Source organism: Hydrogenophaga sp. FG152, from assembly GCF_057809615.1.
The window spans coordinates 206,101-220,973 of record NZ_JBMDKH010000007.1 but is presented as its reverse complement, the minus strand read 5'-3'; the positions used below and the strand labels follow the sequence as shown (position 1 = coordinate 220,973).

Sequence of the window (14,873 nt, the reverse complement as noted above, 5' to 3'; positions counted from 1 at the left end):
TCAGGCCTGCGGCACCTGCTGCTCCAGCCAGTCCTGGAACGCCTTCATGGCCGCGCTCTTGCGCCGCGTCTTCAGGCGCGTGAGCCAGTAGCCGCCCACGTCCACCTCGGCCTCGAACAGGCGCACCAGCCGCCCGCTCTGCAGGTCGCGGGTGAACAGCGACACCGGCAGCAGGGCCACGCCCGCGCCCTGGGCGGCCGCGTCGGCCAGCACCAGCGAGGAATCGAACATCGGCCCGGTGAGCAACGGCGCGCGCCCGCCCACCGCCTCGAACCACTGCGCCCATTCGTCCGAGCGGTAGGAGCGCAGCAGCGTCTCGCGCCCCAGGTCGGCCACCGCGCGGATGCGGTGCGCCAGGGCCGGTGCGCCCACCGGCGCCAGTGGGGCGGCCAGCAGGTGCCGCGTCTGCAGTCCCGCCCACTGGCCGTCCCCAAATCGGATTGCGCAGTCCAGGCCTTCGGCCGCGAGGTCGATGCGGTTGTTGTTCGTGAACAGCCGCAGCTCCACGAAGGGATGGCGCGCCTGGAAGTCGCGCAGGCGCGGCAGCAGCCAGCCCACCGCGAAGGTGCCCACCGCGCCCACCGACAGCACCTCGCGCTTGTGCGCGCCCTTGAAGCTCTCCAGCGTGGCCGAGACGCGCGCGAACGCGTCCACCAGCGTGGGCAGCAGGGCCATGCCCTCGTCGGTCAGGGCCAGGCCGCGCGGCACGCGGCGGAACAGCGGCTTGCCCAGGCGCTGCTCCAGGTTCTTCACATGCTGGCTCACGGCGGTCTGCGTGAGGTTCAACTCCTGCGCGGCGCGCGTGAAGCTCAGGTGCCGCGCCGACACCTCGAAGGCGCGCAGGGCATTCAGTGGCAGGTCCATGGCATCGATCCCCAAGTTTTTCCGTGGTGTGACCTTGATTATTCCCGTTTGATCGCGCAGGCCGTCCTGCCTACGATGCGGGCCTGATTCACAAGGAAACACCATGACCGACCGACGCACTTTCTGCCTGGCCTCCGGCGCTGCCCTGCTGGGCTTGACCCACGGAAATACTTGGGCCGATACCGAGCCCCTGCAGGACGCCCTGCGCGACATCGAAACCAAGGCGCGGGGCCGCCTGGGCGTGCACCTCATCGACACCGCCACGGGCCGTGAGCAGGGCTGGCGGATGGACGAGCGCTTTCTCATGCTCAGCTCGTTCAAGCTGCTGGCCAGCGCGCTGGTGCTGGACCGCGCCGACCGGGGCGAGGAGTCGCTGGAGCGGCGCATCCGCTACCGCCGGCAGGACCTCGTGTCGTGGTCGCCCGTGACCGAGCGCCACGTGGGCGGCGAGGGGCTGAGCCTGGCGCAGCTGTGCGAAGCCACCATCACCACCAGCGACAACACCGCCGCCAACCTGATCCTGGCCAGCTATGGCGGCCCGGGCGCGCTCACCGCCTACGCGCGCCGCCTGGGCGACCGCGTGACGCGGCTCGATCGCACCGAGCCCGAGCTGAACCGCCGCGCCGCCAGCGGCGAACCGCTGGACACCACCACGCCGCGCGCCATGGCGCACACACTGCGCGCGCTGCTGGTGGGCGACGCGCTGTCACCGGCCTCGCGCGCGCGGCTGCTGCAATGGCTGCTGGCCAACACCACGGGCGGCAAGCGCCTGCGGGCCGGGGTGCCGGCGGACTGGCGCATCGGTGAGAAGACCGGCACCGCCGGCGACGACGCCAACGACATCGGCATCGCCTTCCCGCCGCAGCGCGCGCCGGTGATCGTGACCGCCTACCTCGCCGAGAGCGTCACCGACGGAGCGACGCGGGAGGCGGCGCTGGCCAGCGTGGGGCGGTTGCTGGCCAAGCTCTGAGCGTCGGTCAGCCCGGCAGCGGAATCCACTCCTGGTTGTCCTCCGGTGGCAGCGGGATGCGGCCGGCCGCCCAGTCGGCCTTGGCCTGCTCGATGCGCTCCTTGCGCGAGGACACGAAGTTCCAGAAGATGTGGCGCTCGCCCAGCGGTTCGCCACCGAAGATCATCAGCGTGCTCCTGGTGAGCGCGGTGATCACGGCGTCGGTGTCGTCACCGAAGACCAGCAGCTGGCCCGGCACATAGGTCTGGCCGCCGTATTCGACTTCACCGCGTGCCACGTAGGCCGCCTGTTCGCGGTGGCCGCCTGGCAGGGCCAGGCGCGCGCCCGGCTGCCACTCGGTGTGCAGGTAGAACAGGGGCGAGTGCGTGCGCACCGGGCTCTTCATGCCGTAGGCCTCGCCCGCGATCAGGCGCATCCACACACCGCCCTCGTCGCGCACCGGCAGGTCGGCGGCGGGGTAGTGGGTGAAGGCCGGCTCGGTCTCTTCATCGGCCTCGGGCAGTGCCACCCACAGCTGCATCAGCTCCAGCCCGCCACCGGCGAAGGAGTCCGGGTGCTTGAAGCGCTCGGAATGCGAGATGCCGCGCCCGGCGGTCATCCAGTTGACATCGCCGGGGTTGATGAGCTGGTGAACGCCCAGGCTGTCCTGGTGCGAGACCTGGCCGCTGAGCAGGTAGCTCACGGTGGACAGGCCGATGTGCGGGTGGGGCCGCACATCGGCGGCGCGCGTGTCCTCGGCCGCCAGTGTCACCGGCCCGGCGTGGTCCACGAAGATCCACGGACCGACCATGCGGCGCTTCGCGTAGGGCAGCACGCGCCGCACTTTCAGGCCGTGGCCCAGGTCGGCCTCGCGGGCGGTGATCACCATCTCAAGCATTTCGTGTCCTTTCGGGGTTCAGGCCGTGGCGCCAGCGATGCGGCCCATCTTGCCGCTCTGGAAGTCGGCGAAGGCCTGGTGGATTTCGGCCTCGCTGTTCATCACGAACGGACCATACCCCACGATGGGCTCGTCGATCGGTTCGCCGGCCAGCCAGAGCACGGTGGCGTCTTCCAGCACCTCGAACGTGACGTCCTGTCCGTCGCGCGAATGCACCGCCATCTGCGCCGCCGTCACTTCCTTGCCGTCGGCCAGGCGCAGCCGGCCGCGCAGCACGAAGGGTGCGGTGGTGTGACCTTCCGCCGCCGGCAGGGTCACGGTGTGGCCGGCCTTCAGGCGCAGGTCCCAGACCTGCATGGGCGTGAAGGTGCGTGCCGGGCCTTGCGTGCCCAGCAGCTCGCCCGCGATCACGCGCGCCGTGCCGGCGCCATCGGGCAGGTCGATCTGCGGAATCTGGTCGCGCGTGATGCCCTGGTAACCGGGGGCGGCCATCTTGTCGCGCGCGGGCAGGTTCACCCAGAGCTGCACCATCTCGAACGGGCCACCCTGTTTCGCGAAGCGCTCGCCGTGGTACTCCTCATGAACGATGCCCGAAGCGGCCGTCATCCATTGCACCTCGCCGGGGCCGATGGTGCCGCCGCCGCCGCTGGAGTCGCTGTGCGAGACCTCGCCGTCGTAGACGATGGTCACGGTCTCGAAGCCGCGGTGCGGGTGCTGGCCCACGCCCCGGCGCTTCGTGGTGGGCTCGAATTTGGTGGGGCCGCCATAGTCCAGCAGCAGGAAGGGCGAGAAGCGCTCCGCCGCGCCGTTGTACGAAAAGATGCTGCGCACCGGAAAGCCGTCGCCGACCCAGTGGCCGCCGGCGCTGCGTTGGATGAAAGAAACGGTTTTCATGGGGGTGTTCTCCTGTATGAAGGAGCACTGTACCGGGCTGGCGTTCCCTTGATAAGCCGGTAAGATCGCAAATCATTTTTCAATGAGATGAACAATCAGCCCCCCGACCTGAACGACACCCTGGTGTTCGTGCGTGTGGCCCAGGCCGGCGGTTTCAGCGCCGCCGCGCGGCTCATGGGCATGCCCACGTCCACGCTGAGCGTGCGCGTGTCGCGGCTGGAGCAGCGCCTGGGCGTCACGCTGCTGCAGCGCACCACGCGCCGGCTGCGCCTGACCGAGGCGGGTCAGGCCTACCTGCGCCAGGCCGCGCGCGGGCTGGACGAGATCCTGCAGGCCGAGGCCCAGCTCGACGCCGGCCGGCACGAGGCCCAGGGCCTGCTGCGCATCACGCTGCCGATCGACATGGGCGACGAGCAGCTGCTGGGCATCCTCAGCGGCTACCGCGCGCGCCACCCCGGCGTGGCGGTGGAGCTGGTGTTTTCCGACGCCCGCCTCGACCTGGTGGAGCAGGGTCTGGACCTGGCGCTGCGCGCGGGCGAGCTGGCCGACTCCAGCCTGGTGGCGCGCCAGATCGGCCAGGCGCGCTGGGCGCCCTTCGCCCACCCCGACTACCTGGCGCGCGCACCCGCCTTGCGCCAGCCCAGAGACCTCGCGCAACACGCCGCCCTGTGCTTCAGCCCGCTCGGGCGCGACAACTGGACGCTTTCGCGCGGCAAGGCCCGGGTGCAGGTGCCGCTGCGCAGCGCCTTTGCCGCCAACGACATGCGGCTGATCCGCCGCCTCGCGCTCGACGCCCAGGGCGTGGCCTTGCTGCCCGACTACGTGTGCCGGCGCGAGGTCGACCACGGCCAGCTGGTGCCGCTCCTGCCGGGCTGGCACGCGCGCACCGACCCCATCCACCTCGTCTACCCCAGCCAGCGCTTCGTGCCGGCCAAGCTGCGCCATTTCATCGACGAGGCCGGTCCGCAACTCGCGGCCCTGTTCGACCGCTGAGCGCCGCGCTAAGCTTCTGGCCCCATGCGAATCGAAGCCATCCGCCAACGCCTGCGCGCGCTCGGCGCCAACCCCCGCCACGAGCAGCGCGTGCTGCGCCTGTGGTCGCAGGCCCTGCCGCAGGACGCGGGCCGGCGCCAGGTCGAGCACTTCCTGCCCGCCACCCTGGTGGCGGCCTTGCCGGCGCTGGCCGAGGAACTGGCGGGCCTGGCGGTGCTGCGCTCCGAGCACCCGGGCGAAGACGGTTCCGCGCGGCTGCTGGTGGCGCTGGCCGATGGCCAGACCGTGGAGAGCGTGCTGCTGCCACGCGATGGCCTGTGCGTATCGACCCAGGTGGGCTGCGCGGTGGGCTGCGTGTTCTGCATGACGGGCCAGGGCGGCCTGGTGCGCCAGGTCGGCAGCGCCGAGATCGTGGCGCAGGTGGCGCTGGCGCGCACGCGCCGCGTGGTGAAGAAGGTGGTGTTCATGGGCATGGGCGAGCCGGCGCACAACCTGGACAACGTGCTCGAAGCCATCGACCTGCTGGGCACCGTGGGCAACATCGGCCACAAGAACCTGGTGTTCTCCACCGTGGGCGACCCGCGCGTGTTCGAGGCCTTGCCGCAGGGCCGGGTGAAGCCCGCGCTGGCGCTCTCGCTGCACACCACCAAGGCCGATCTGCGCGAGCAGCTGCTGCCGCGCGCGCCTCGCCTCACGCCCGAGGCACTGGTGGACGCGGGCGAGCGCTACGCGCGCGCCACCGGCTACCCCATTCAATACCAGTGGACGCTGCTCGAAGGCATCAACGACGGCGACGACGAGATCGAGGGCATCGTGCGTCTGCTGCACGGCAAGTACGCCATCCTCAACATGATCCCGTACAACACGGTGGACGACCTGCCGTACCGGCGCCCGAGCTGGGCGCAGGCGGCCGAGATCGCGCGCCGACTGCACCGGCGCGGCATCCTCACCAAGCTGCGGCAGTCGGCCGGGCAGGACGTGGAAGGCGGCTGCGGCCAGCTGCGCGCGCGCTCGGAAAAGCCCGCGCGGCGCACGATCCCGCTGCGCGCGACAAGCACCCGCAGCGCCTGAGGGTGATCAGGGCTGCCCGGGGCCGTGCTCCGGTGGCGGCGGCGTGAACACCACCTGCACGCCAAAACCGCGCCGCGCGGTGGCGAAGCGGCGCACGTGGTGGCGCCAGGCCAGGCCGTGCCGATCCTCTTCGCAGCGCTCCAGGTAGGGCGGGCGGGTGTCGTCGTCGAACAGCATGGCATCGGGCAGACGCGCCAGGCATTCCAGCGCTTCCAGGCGACCGTCGGTGAGGGCGATCACCCCGCCGCCATCGATCTGGTGGAAGAGTGGGGCGCCTTGGCACGCGCTGGCGCGCACGAAGGCGTGGACCTCCTCGTGGCGGGCGGTGGGGATGAGCAGCGGGCTCAGCCGCACCAGATCGCTCGTGTCGAAGTCGCGCTGGCCGCGACCGCCCGGCCGCGGCTGGCCGAAGAACACCTGGCGCAGCCGTTCGCGGACGGGATCTTGAGCGGCCACGGCGATGAAGTGGTGCGTGAAACGCGCGTCATCGGCGCCTGCCGCCAGCGCGTCGTTGCGGTTCAGCAGCTGCCAGACCAGCAGCGCCAGCAGCACCTCGATCTGGTGTTCTCCCTGGGTCAATGCCAGGCGGTGCACGGGCCGCTCCAGCCGCAGCGAGGGCGGGTCCATCGCTTCGTGCGCCATGAGGGTGTCCTGGATCACCCGGCGCTGCCGGTCGTCAAAGCCCTGCCCGCCGCGCAGGCAGATCGCTTCCTTGCCAAACCACCAGTGCAGCAGGGCCGTGGTGGTGGGGGTGAGGCGTGGTGCCACAGCCTGGGTCATCTTTGTCCTCCTTGAGACAATGTGAACGAATCAATCAAAATATGAGTTTAAAACTCAAGTGAATATTAATCTGGTGCGCGGCCGAAAACTAGCGTTCGGTGCATGAATCAGAAGCTCGAATTCGCTCAACGGCTGCGCGAAGCCATGCTGGCGGTGGGTCTGCAGCCCCGGCCCGGCGTGCTGCACAACCTGTTCAATGCCCGCTATTGGGGGACCTCGGTGTCCTTTCAGGCGGTGTCGTGCTGGCTCAAGGGCCAGGCCATCCCCGCGCAGGACAAGCTGCAGCTGCTGGCCGAGATCCTGAAGGTGGAGCCCGAGGTGTTGCGCTACGGCCCGGATGTGCGCCGCCGCGTGCAGGAGAAGCGCAAGCGCTGGGACGAGGCCCTGAGCTTCGAGGAGCGCGAGATGTTTGACGCCTACCTCAACCTGCCGGTGGGGCAGCGCAAGGTGGTGCGCGAGGTGATCCTCGCCTTCGCGCTGGCGCACGAGAAGACCCAGGGCTGAGCGCCCCGCGCGCCCCTGCGCTCAGTGCAGCGTGAGCGGGTGCGAGGTGGTCTTGACCCGCACCACCGCCGCGCGCGGTGCGTACGGCGCGGGGGGCGCGCCGCAGAGCTTGGCCGCGATGGCCCGGGCCTGGCGCGCGATCGGTTCGATGAAGCGGCTCGGCTGCCCGTTCACCGCGATGCAGTCGCCCAGGGCGTGGATGAGGTCGTCGCTGGTGCGCAGCGTGGCGGCTTCCACCGCGATGCCCTGGTTCCACGCGAGCCCGGCGCTGCGCGCCAGCCGGGTCGGTGTCTGCAGGCCGGCGGCGGCGATCACCTGGTCGGCCGCGAAGCGCTGGCCGCAGGCGGTGGTGAGCCGGTAGCGGCCGGCCACCGGCTCCAGCCGCGCCACCTGCACGCCCCCCACGAAACGGATGGCCAGGTCTTTCCAGGCATCGAGCAGCGGCGCGCCCGCCTGCTCGGCGGGCCAGCGCGCCAGCGGTGCGGCCTGCACGTCCAGCAGGGTGATGCGGTGGCCGCCGAGCGCGAGGTCGTTGGCAAGTTCGCTGCCGATCAGGCCGGCGCCGACGATGGCCACGTCCTTCGGTGAAGTCCCCAGCGCGGCGCGCAGCCGCTGGTAGGCGTCGAGGTGGTTGATGCGCCAGCACAGCGCGGCGGGCAGGGCCGGCGGCAGCGCGGCCTGGGCGCCATGCGCCAGCACGAGGTGGTCGTAGCGCAGCACGCCGCGCGTGGTGCGCAACGTGCGCGTGTCGGGGCAGATGCGAACGGCCTGCGTGTGGGCGAGCAGGCGCAGGTTCAGGCGCGCGGCCGCCGCGGGGCCGCTTTCCTTGGCGAGGGTGTCGGGCGCGAGCCCGCGCGCCAGCGAGACGGACAGCAGTGGCTTGTCGTACAGGTCGCCCGCGCACTGGCTCACCAGGGTGATCGGCCGCTTCGCGTCGAGCGCGCGCAGCGCCTCGGCCATCTGCCAGCCGGCGCGGCCCGCGCCCACGATCACCACGCCGGCCGCGCCACCGCGCGCGGCCACCGGCGAGCTGCGGGGCAGGGCGGCGCGCAGGGCTTCCAGAGAGGGCGGCGTGTAAGGCCGGAAGTCGGCCTTGGTCACGCCGCACAGCGGGCAGGCCCAGTCGTCGGGAATGTCGGCGTAGCGCGTGCCGGGTGGCAGGCCGCCGTCGGGGTCGCCGTCGGCTTCGTTGTAGAGGTAGCCGCAGGCGTCGCAGAGGTAGGTCTGGTAGGGCGCGAGCGCCTGCACGGCCGTCGCGACCGGGGACAAGGAGGGGGCGGTGTTCATGACGGCATCACCTCGGCGGACAGGCGCGCGATCTCCTTGCGCAGGTGCTTGATCGCGGGCGTGACGATGGCCACGAAGTGCGATTCGCGCACGCGGCGCTGCACGTCCGAGCTCATGAGGTAGCCGCGCGCGCCCTGGTGCAGCAAGGCCGACTGCGCGGCGCGCAGGCTCAGCTCGGCGCCGTGGGCGCGCGCGTCGAGCACGTCGATGAAGAAGTCCACGCTGTCGTTGAACGGCGTGTCGGCGAGTGCCATCACGCGCGCGGTCAGCGCGTCCAGCTCGGCCTGCAAGGCGTCGGGCCGGTCTTCGAGAAACTGGTTCACATGGCCCAGCTGCGCCTCCACCGCCCACATGCTGTCGATCGCGCCCTGCGCCACACCCACCGCCATGCCGCACTGGAGCAGCACGAAGGCCGCGCGGATGCGCGCGATGAAGGGCTTGGCCGGTTCGGCCATGCGCTCGTTCGCGCCGATGAACACGTCCTTCAGGCGCAGCGCGTAGGTGCCGGTGCCTTCCATGGCCGAGAAGCTCGGGCAGTCGCGCAGCTCCACGCCGGGCGCGTCGCAGCGCAGCAGGAACATCAGCTCGCGGCCCAGCGGCTCGCCCTGCGCGTCCACCACCGCCGCGAGCGCGCCGCAGGCATGGCCCGGGCCGAGGTTGCTGACCCAGGGCAGGGTGCCGCTGACCAGGTGGCCCCCCTCGACCGGCGTGGCCTTGAGCAGCAGGCTCTCGATCTGCGCGTAGCTCTTCATGGGGTTGGACATGGCGGTGCCGCCCAAGGCCTCGCCGCTGGCCAGCGCCTGCAGCGCCGCGCCGCCCAGCGCCGGATTGCCGCTGGCCTGCATGTACAGGCCGCAGACCAGCTGGCACCACACCATGAAGCCGGTGGCGCCGCAGACGCGCGAGACCTCGGCCATGGCGCGGATCGCCAGGCCGTAGTCCGCACGGCCCGCGGGTGCGTCGAGGTGGGCGCTGAACGCCCCTGCCGCGCCCAGCTGCTGCAGCACCTCGCGCGGGTAGTGGCCTTCGCGGTCGATCGCCTCCACCACCGCGGCCAGCGGGCCTTGCGCCACGGCGCGCACCGCGGCCAGCAGCTCGTCGGCGGAAGTGAAACACCCCCCGCGCGCCTGCGGCGCACCCCCCTCTCTCGCCTTCGGCGGGAGGGGGGCGACACCTGGGGCCGGCGAAGCCGGACCCTCGGTGTCCCTGGGCTCGACCGCTTCCTGCGCCGCAGGTGCCTCGAACGCGGAACAGATCACCGTTGTGTCGTGGGTCAGCTCGCGGGGCAGGTCGAGGGGGTTCATGCGTCCGCCAGGCCGATGGTGAAGGGGATCGGGTTGCGCATCGAGTTGGCCACCGGCGAGTAGAAGTTGGCGTGCTGCACGATCTCGTCGAGCACCTCGCGCGGGGCATCGCCTTCCACCAGCACTTTCACGCGGATGGCTTGAAAGCCCATCTCCGGTGGCGTTTTCTCCAGCGCGCCACCGGCGCCCCAGGCGGCGGGGTTGCCGATGTCGCCCTCGAGGAAGACCTCGAGCTTGCTGAGCTTCACGCCCTTCCAGGTCGCCACCGCCGTGATGCCCACGGCCAGGCAGCCGCCCAGGCCCGAGAGCACGATCTCGCCCGGGGCAGGCGCGGTGTCCTGGCCGAACAGGTGCAGCGGCTCGTCCACCACCACCGGCGCGTGCTGGCCCACGGTGGAGAGCGAGCGGTACTGGCCCTCCATCACGGTGTGGACCTTGTTGGTGCCGCGGCTGGCCGGGTTGGCCTTGCCCTTGGCGGCGAAGGCGGCGAGGCCGGCGCCGTCGATCGGGCGCAGGTGCGCCTTCACGGTCGCGGCGGGGGCGGTGGGTTCAAGGGTGTCGGTGGCGGACATGGGGTCTCCAGGGTTGAAAAAGCGGGGTGGGTGGTTCAGGCCGCGAGGGCGAGGCTGGGCTTCTTGCTCGACTTCGCCACCGGCAGGCCGGTCTCGATCGGCAGGCTCTCGTCGCGCGACCACTCGTTCCACGAGCCGAAGTACATGCGCACGTCGCTGAAGCCGGCCTGTTTGAGGGCCAGGAAGGTGTTGGAGGCGCGCGCGCCCTTGAAACAGTAGAGGTAGACGGTGTCGTCGGGTGCGATGCCAGCGGTGGCGCACTCGGCCTTCACCTCGTCGGGCGTCTTGAACACAGGGCCTTGTGCGGACGGCTTCATGAAGCGGTACCACTCGACCCATTTCGCGCCGGGCAGGCGGCCCTTGCGGGGCGCAAAGTCCTTGCCGTAGGGCGACGAGCTGTCGCCGATCCACTCGTCCACGTCGCGCACGTCCAGCAGCACGGTGTCGGTGCCCAGCGCGGCCTGCACGTCGGCCTGGGTGAGCATCACGTCGGTGCCGACCAGTTCGGGGAAGGTGGCGGGCGTGGGCGTGGCGGCCTCGGTGGACACCGGCAGGCCCGAGGCCTTCCAGGCGCTGAAGCCACCGTTGAGCACCTTGATCTTCGGGTAGCCCAGCCAGGTCAACAGGTAGTAGCCGCGGCAGGACTGGCCGTAGCCGCTGTTCATCGCGTCTTCGTAGAACACGGCGGTCTCTTTGCCCGAGAGGCCGGCGGCGCCGAGCGCGGCGGCGAAGGTGGCCTTGAGGGCATCCAGCCCTTCAGGGGTGGACGTGGCCAGGTAGGTGAAGACCTCGCGCAGGTTGACCGCACCGGGGATGTGGCCGGCGGCGTAGGTCTCGGCGTCGCGGGTGTCGATGACCACCACGGGTTCGGACGACTGCAGGGCCTGCAACTGGGCGGGGGCGATCAGGGTGGCGTCGATGCTCATGGAAACCTCACGAAAGGACGGGGCCGGCGGGATTGCCTGTGCTGTCTTTTGCAACCGTTGTGCCAGCTTCGTGAGAGACACCGAAAGTCGACTTGGGCCTTTGATTCCAAAGCGATTTTTGCTTCTGAGCCAAGGGCCGCCGGAGGTCGGAAACCCCTCGCCATCTTCAATGTGTCGACACAATGTCGACACATTGCGCGGTCTTCAGCGCAGGCCGGCCTTGCGCAACCGGTACGCGAACTGCCGCAGCGTGAGGCCCAGGCTCTGCGCCGCGCGCGACTGGTTGCCCTGGTGCCGGGCCAGCGCGTCGAGCAGGGCCTGGGCGCTGTGCGACTGCGCGCTCTGGTAGTCGCGCACCAGCGGCTCGGCCTCGCTGGCGGCCGCCGCCGCGCCCAGGGCCTGGGGCATGAAGCGCTCCAGCGTGGCGGCCGTCACCAGGGTGTGGTCGGCCAGCAGCACCAGGCGCTCGATCAGGTTGCCCAGCTCGCGGATGTTGCCCGGCCAGTCGTGCGCCTCCAGCCGCGCCAGCGCGTCGGGGGCGAGGTTCACGTTGCGCTGGTGCGCCTGGTTGGCGCGGTTCACGAAGTGCAGGGCCAGCGCGCGCACGTCCTCGCCGCGCTCGCGCAGGCTGGGCAGGCGGATCGGGATCACGTTGAGCCGGTAATACAGGTCCTGCCGGAAGCGCCCGGCCTGCACCTCGCGCGCGAGCTCGCGGTTGGTGGCCGCCACCAGGCGCACGTTCACCTTGAGTTCGCGCGTGCCGCCCAGGCGCACCAGCGTGCCTTCCTGCAGCGTGCGCAGCAGCTTGGACTGCATGGCCAGCGGCAGCTCGCCGATCTCGTCGAGGAAGATGGTGCCGCCGTGGGCCTGCTCGAACCAGCCGGCGCGCGCGGTGTTCGCGCCGGTGAAGGCGCCTTTCTCGTAGCCGAACAGCTCGGACTCGAACAGCGTCTCGGGGATCGCCGAGCAGTTGACTTTGATGAAAGGCTGGTCGTGCCGGCCGCTGGCCAGGTGCACCGCGCGCGCGAACAGCTCCTTGCCGGTGCCGGACTCGCCCAGCAGCAGCACCGTGGCCTGCGACTGCGACACGCGCTCGAGCTCGCCCAGCGCCTGCAGCAGCGCGGGCGAGCGGCCGATCAGGCCGTAGCGGGCGCTGGCGCTGTCCAGCGCGCGGGCCAGGGCCGCGTTGCGCGCCAGCAGCTGGCGCGTCTGCTCGGCCACCAGCTGCTCCAGGCGCAGCAGCTGCCCGGCCAGCGTGGCCAGGATGCGCAGCACGGCCAGGTCGTCGTTCAGGTGGCGCTGGCGGCTGCGGATGCGGTGGCAGGCCAGCACACCGATGGTCGCGCCGTTGACCTCGATCGGCAGCGCGATGAAGGCCACCGTCTGCGGTGGCAGGCGCTCGCGCGGCACCGTGCGAAACAGGAACAGCGGTTCGGCGTCCACGTCCTGCACGATGGCCGGCAGGCCGGTGGCCAGCACGCGCCCGGTGATGCCCTCGCCCCAGCGGAACACGCCGCGCTGCACTTCCTCGGCCGTGAGGCCGTAGGCATGGCGCACCGAGGCCGTGCGCGCCTCGCCCGGCGCGGCCTCGCCGGCCAGCACCATGCGGCCCCGGTTCAGGCCCAGCAATTCGCTCATCAGGTGCAGCATCTCACGCAGCACGAAGGCCGGCGCCAGGCTGCGGCCCACCAGCTTCATCACCTCGCGCATGAGCAGCAGCTCCTGGGCGTGCCAGTCGGTCGCGGGGCTGTCGAGGTCGCTGGGGCTGGTGGGCATGGGCGACGGGCAAGCAAACATCGCGCCGGGGATTCGGTATGCCACCACAGGTTGTGGTTTAAAATATCTGAAAATCTTCAGATATTTTAAACCACAACCAAGGACGCACCATGATTGCAGATCGCATTCGTCAAGCGCGGTTGGCGGCAGGCCTCACCCTTGTTGCTTTGGGTGAAAAAGTGGGTGTGTCGCACACCGCTATCCAAAAGTATGAAAAGGGTTTTTTGACCCCGTCGTCGTCTCAGCTCCTCAATCTGGCCAAAGCTTGTGGGGTTCGCACCGAATATTTCTTTCGCACGCACACGGTAGAACTGCTGCATCCTGAGTTCCGCAAGCTTTCGGCTTTTGGCAAGACGGCGCAGGATGCGTTGAAGATCAAGGTTGCCGAGCTTGTAGAAAAACGTGTGGAGTTGCTCGGAGCCTTTCCTGAATTGCCGTTTCCTGCGTTTTCACCTCCTGCGGGCCTGCCTGAACGTGTGGTTTCGTTGAGCGAGATTGATGCATTCTCGGACTTGGTTCGCAACGCTTGGCAGCTGGGCATGAACCCGATTGCCGACCTTACGGACACCCTCGAGGTGCTTGGTTTACTGGTCATCGTGGTTGATGAAGAGAACCCGGGGTTTTCTGGCTTGACCGCCACGGCGCGAACCGAGGACGGACGTGAATTTCCTGTCGTGGCCGTCTCCAAGCGCTGGCCCGGTGATCGGCAGCGGTTCACGCTAGCGCATGAACTCGGACACCTGCTGCTGGAGGGTCGACTGGCGGAAGGCATCGATGAAGAGAAGGCTTGCGATCGGTTTGCTGGTGCATTTCTGGTCCCATGTGTCGCGGTTCGCCATGTTCTTGGACAGCAGCGCCATGCGTTGGAATGGCAAGAACTGTATGGACTCAAACACGAGTTCGGCTTGTCGATGGCTGGATGGTTGCAACGAGCCAAACAATGCAGCGTGATTACCGAGACCGCTCATCTTTCGATGTTCAAGCGGTTTTCGGCGAAGGGTTGGCGCAAGAACGAGCCGGGCGATCCGCTGCCGCAAGAGCACCCACGGCTATTTGATCAGCTCGTGTACCGTGCGTTGGCCGAGCAGTACATTTCTGAGGGCAAGGCAGCTGAGCTGCTGGGTATCCCGATGATGCGCTTCCACAAGGAGCGCCAGTTGGAGTCGTCGGATGCGGCTGCTCATCAGTGATGCCAACATCCTGATCGACATGGAAGCGGGAGCGTTGATGGGAACGCTCTTTCAACTTCCAATGCAGTTCGGCATTCCGGATCTGCTGTATTACGAAGAAATTGAGCCGGGTAGCCCGGGTCTTGAAGACTTGGGTTTGCTGGTCATGGAGGTCAGCGGTGATTTTGTGGCGTATGCCGAGCAATTGCCACGGCAGCACAATCATTTGCTTCGGGCAAAAAATGGCCCAAAGCCAAGTCATAACGACTACCTCGCGTTAGCGCTCGCGAAGCAGGAGGTTTGCACCTTGCTGACGGGGGATGCCAATTTGCGCGCGGTCGCGGACCTGGAGCAGGTCAGCGTTATGGGCACGATCGGACTACTGTGTGCCATGGTTGAAAACCAGTTGCTGTCGGTCGATGAGGCATTGAGAGCGCTGGATGGGATGAAGTCGGGTAAGCGTCGGCTGCCTTGGGCCGAAGCGGAAAGCAGGTTGAACGCGCTGCGTTGAATGCGAAGTCTGCGTGTCGAGCCCGTCGGGGCCGCGGCGAAAGGGGCGACCCTACGGCGCCGAGAAGAGCCCGTGCCAGCCTTTGAACTTTTGCTCTGAGCAAAAAGCGCTTTTTGCATGCACGTGGTGTTGAACGTGCATAAGAAATCGCGATTTCCATACATATGGATAACGCGCTTTGGCGTCATCACCCGCTAAAATCCCCGCTTCTCAAGGAGCGTTGCAGCGCCGGCGGGCTTTCAGCCCCCACCGTGCGTCAGGCTTGAGTGGGCGCGAACAGGCCCAAACGGCGCTCACCGGTCTGTTTTTCGCAAACTGCCTTGGTGAGCCTCATGTCCTCCGTATCCGCTTCCCCGTCGTCGTCCACCCCCGTGC

The 14,873-nt window shown here is 69.1% G+C and carries 15 protein-coding genes and 1 riboswitch; of the genes, 6 read left to right on the top strand and 9 right to left on the bottom strand.

Annotation, left to right across the window (positions count from 1 at the left end):
* Window positions 1-864: a LysR family transcriptional regulator gene (locus ACODTB_RS11035; RefSeq protein ID WP_291115176.1), complete on the bottom strand. Its 864-nt coding sequence runs from the start codon at window positions 862-864 to the stop codon at window positions 1-3.
* A 103-nt stretch (window positions 865-967) separates the two neighbouring features.
* On the opposite strand from ACODTB_RS11035, the gene bla reads away from it, so the two are divergent.
* Window positions 968-1,834: a class A beta-lactamase gene (gene bla / locus ACODTB_RS11030; RefSeq protein ID WP_291115174.1), complete on the top strand. Its 867-nt coding sequence runs from the start codon at window positions 968-970 to the stop codon at window positions 1,832-1,834.
* 7 nt (window positions 1,835-1,841) lie between these two features.
* Here the strand turns inward: bla and ACODTB_RS11025 are convergent, their stop codons facing one another.
* Window positions 1,842-2,711 (bottom strand): pirin family protein, encoded by an 870-nt coding sequence (locus tag ACODTB_RS11025; RefSeq protein WP_291115172.1) that lies wholly within the window; start codon window positions 2,709-2,711, stop codon window positions 1,842-1,844.
* 18 nt (window positions 2,712-2,729) lie between these two features.
* Window positions 2,730-3,605: a pirin family protein gene (locus ACODTB_RS11020; protein WP_488929335.1), complete on the bottom strand. Its 876-nt coding sequence runs from the start codon at window positions 3,603-3,605 to the stop codon at window positions 2,730-2,732.
* An 87-nt stretch (window positions 3,606-3,692) separates the two neighbouring features.
* Here ACODTB_RS11020 and ACODTB_RS11015 point away from each other — a divergent pair, with 87 nt between their 5' ends.
* Together ACODTB_RS11015 and ACODTB_RS11010 are read left to right on the top strand one after the other, a co-directional pair.
* The gene (locus ACODTB_RS11015) at window positions 3,693-4,598 is read left to right on the top strand and encodes a LysR family transcriptional regulator (RefSeq protein WP_291115168.1); all 906 of its coding nucleotides are present in this window, start codon (window positions 3,693-3,695) and stop codon (window positions 4,596-4,598) included.
* A gap of 24 nt (window positions 4,599-4,622) precedes the next feature.
* Window positions 4,623-5,669, top strand: a complete 1,047-nt coding sequence (locus ACODTB_RS11010; protein ID WP_291115166.1) for an RNA methyltransferase — start codon at window positions 4,623-4,625, stop codon at window positions 5,667-5,669.
* Between the two features lie 6 nt (window positions 5,670-5,675).
* Here the strand turns inward: ACODTB_RS11010 and ACODTB_RS11005 are convergent, their stop codons facing one another.
* Window positions 5,676-6,449 (bottom strand): hypothetical protein, encoded by a 774-nt coding sequence (locus ACODTB_RS11005; RefSeq protein ID WP_291115163.1) that lies wholly within the window; start codon window positions 6,447-6,449, stop codon window positions 5,676-5,678.
* Window positions 6,450-6,551: 102 nt separating this feature from the next.
* Here ACODTB_RS11005 and ACODTB_RS11000 point away from each other — a divergent pair, with 102 nt between their 5' ends.
* Window positions 6,552-6,953 (top strand): transcriptional regulator, encoded by a 402-nt coding sequence (locus ACODTB_RS11000; protein WP_291115161.1) that lies wholly within the window; start codon window positions 6,552-6,554, stop codon window positions 6,951-6,953.
* Between the two features lie 21 nt (window positions 6,954-6,974).
* Here the strand turns inward: ACODTB_RS11000 and ACODTB_RS10995 are convergent, their stop codons facing one another.
* From ACODTB_RS10995 to ACODTB_RS10975, 5 genes are all read right to left on the bottom strand, one after another.
* Entirely contained in the window at window positions 6,975-8,240 is a 1,266-nt protein-coding gene (locus ACODTB_RS10995) for an FAD-dependent oxidoreductase (RefSeq protein WP_291115159.1), read from the bottom strand.
* The gene (locus ACODTB_RS10990) at window positions 8,237-9,544 is read right to left on the bottom strand and encodes an acyl-CoA dehydrogenase family protein (protein ID WP_291115157.1); all 1,308 of its coding nucleotides are present in this window, start codon (window positions 9,542-9,544) and stop codon (window positions 8,237-8,239) included. The genes ACODTB_RS10995 and ACODTB_RS10990 overlap by 4 nt, the downstream gene beginning before the upstream one ends.
* A complete protein-coding gene (locus ACODTB_RS10985) occupies window positions 9,541-10,116 on the bottom strand; it encodes an OsmC family protein (protein WP_291115155.1) in 576 nt (191 codons plus the stop codon). Before ACODTB_RS10985 ends, ACODTB_RS10990 begins: the two co-directional genes overlap by 4 nt.
* A 35-nt stretch (window positions 10,117-10,151) precedes the next feature.
* Window positions 10,152-11,042 carry a sulfurtransferase gene (locus tag ACODTB_RS10980; RefSeq protein WP_291115153.1) on the bottom strand — a complete coding sequence of 297 codons (891 nt, stop codon included), beginning with the start codon at window positions 11,040-11,042 and terminating at the stop codon, window positions 10,152-10,154.
* A gap of 204 nt (window positions 11,043-11,246) precedes the next feature.
* Entirely contained in the window at window positions 11,247-12,818 is a 1,572-nt protein-coding gene (locus tag ACODTB_RS10975; protein ID WP_291115151.1) for a sigma-54 interaction domain-containing protein, read from the bottom strand.
* A 110-nt stretch (window positions 12,819-12,928) separates the two neighbouring features.
* On the opposite strand from ACODTB_RS10975, the gene ACODTB_RS10970 reads away from it, so the two are divergent.
* Both ACODTB_RS10970 and ACODTB_RS10965 read left to right on the top strand, forming a co-directional pair.
* Window positions 12,929-14,008 (top strand): helix-turn-helix domain-containing protein, encoded by a 1,080-nt coding sequence (locus ACODTB_RS10970; RefSeq protein ID WP_488929334.1) that lies wholly within the window; start codon window positions 12,929-12,931, stop codon window positions 14,006-14,008.
* A complete protein-coding gene (locus tag ACODTB_RS10965) occupies window positions 13,989-14,498 on the top strand; it encodes a PIN domain-containing protein (RefSeq protein ID WP_291120087.1) in 510 nt (169 codons plus the stop codon). The genes ACODTB_RS10970 and ACODTB_RS10965 overlap by 20 nt, the downstream gene beginning before the upstream one ends.
* A gap of 206 nt (window positions 14,499-14,704) precedes the next feature.
* Window positions 14,705-14,800: riboswitch (S-adenosyl-L-homocysteine riboswitch) on the top strand.
* Window positions 14,801-14,873: the final 73 nt, after the last annotated feature.

Coding starts and splice junctions, on each gene's coding strand:
- ACODTB_RS11035 (WP_291115176.1), bottom strand. CDS start 864: ATGGACCTGCCACTGAATGCCCTGCGCGCCTTCGAGGTGTCGGCGCGG.
- bla (WP_291115174.1), top strand. CDS start 968: ATGACCGACCGACGCACTTTCTGCCTGGCCTCCGGCGCTGCCCTGCTG.
- ACODTB_RS11025 (WP_291115172.1), bottom strand. CDS start 2,711: ATGCTTGAGATGGTGATCACCGCCCGCGAGGCCGACCTGGGCCACGGC.
- ACODTB_RS11020 (WP_488929335.1), bottom strand. CDS start 3,605: ATGAAAACCGTTTCTTTCATCCAACGCAGCGCCGGCGGCCACTGGGTC.
- ACODTB_RS11015 (WP_291115168.1), top strand. CDS start 3,693: ATGAACAATCAGCCCCCCGACCTGAACGACACCCTGGTGTTCGTGCGT.
- ACODTB_RS11010 (WP_291115166.1), top strand. CDS start 4,623: ATGCGAATCGAAGCCATCCGCCAACGCCTGCGCGCGCTCGGCGCCAAC.
- ACODTB_RS11005 (WP_291115163.1), bottom strand. CDS start 6,449: ATGACCCAGGCTGTGGCACCACGCCTCACCCCCACCACCACGGCCCTG.
- ACODTB_RS11000 (WP_291115161.1), top strand. CDS start 6,552: ATGAATCAGAAGCTCGAATTCGCTCAACGGCTGCGCGAAGCCATGCTG.
- ACODTB_RS10995 (WP_291115159.1), bottom strand. CDS start 8,240: ATGAACACCGCCCCCTCCTTGTCCCCGGTCGCGACGGCCGTGCAGGCG.
- ACODTB_RS10990 (WP_291115157.1), bottom strand. CDS start 9,544: ATGAACCCCCTCGACCTGCCCCGCGAGCTGACCCACGACACAACGGTG.
- ACODTB_RS10985 (WP_291115155.1), bottom strand. CDS start 10,116: ATGTCCGCCACCGACACCCTTGAACCCACCGCCCCCGCCGCGACCGTG.
- ACODTB_RS10980 (WP_291115153.1), bottom strand. CDS start 11,042: ATGAGCATCGACGCCACCCTGATCGCCCCCGCCCAGTTGCAGGCCCTG.
- ACODTB_RS10975 (WP_291115151.1), bottom strand. CDS start 12,818: ATGCCCACCAGCCCCAGCGACCTCGACAGCCCCGCGACCGACTGGCAC.
- ACODTB_RS10970 (WP_488929334.1), top strand. CDS start 12,929: ATGATTGCAGATCGCATTCGTCAAGCGCGGTTGGCGGCAGGCCTCACC.
- ACODTB_RS10965 (WP_291120087.1), top strand. CDS start 13,989: ATGCGGCTGCTCATCAGTGATGCCAACATCCTGATCGACATGGAAGCG.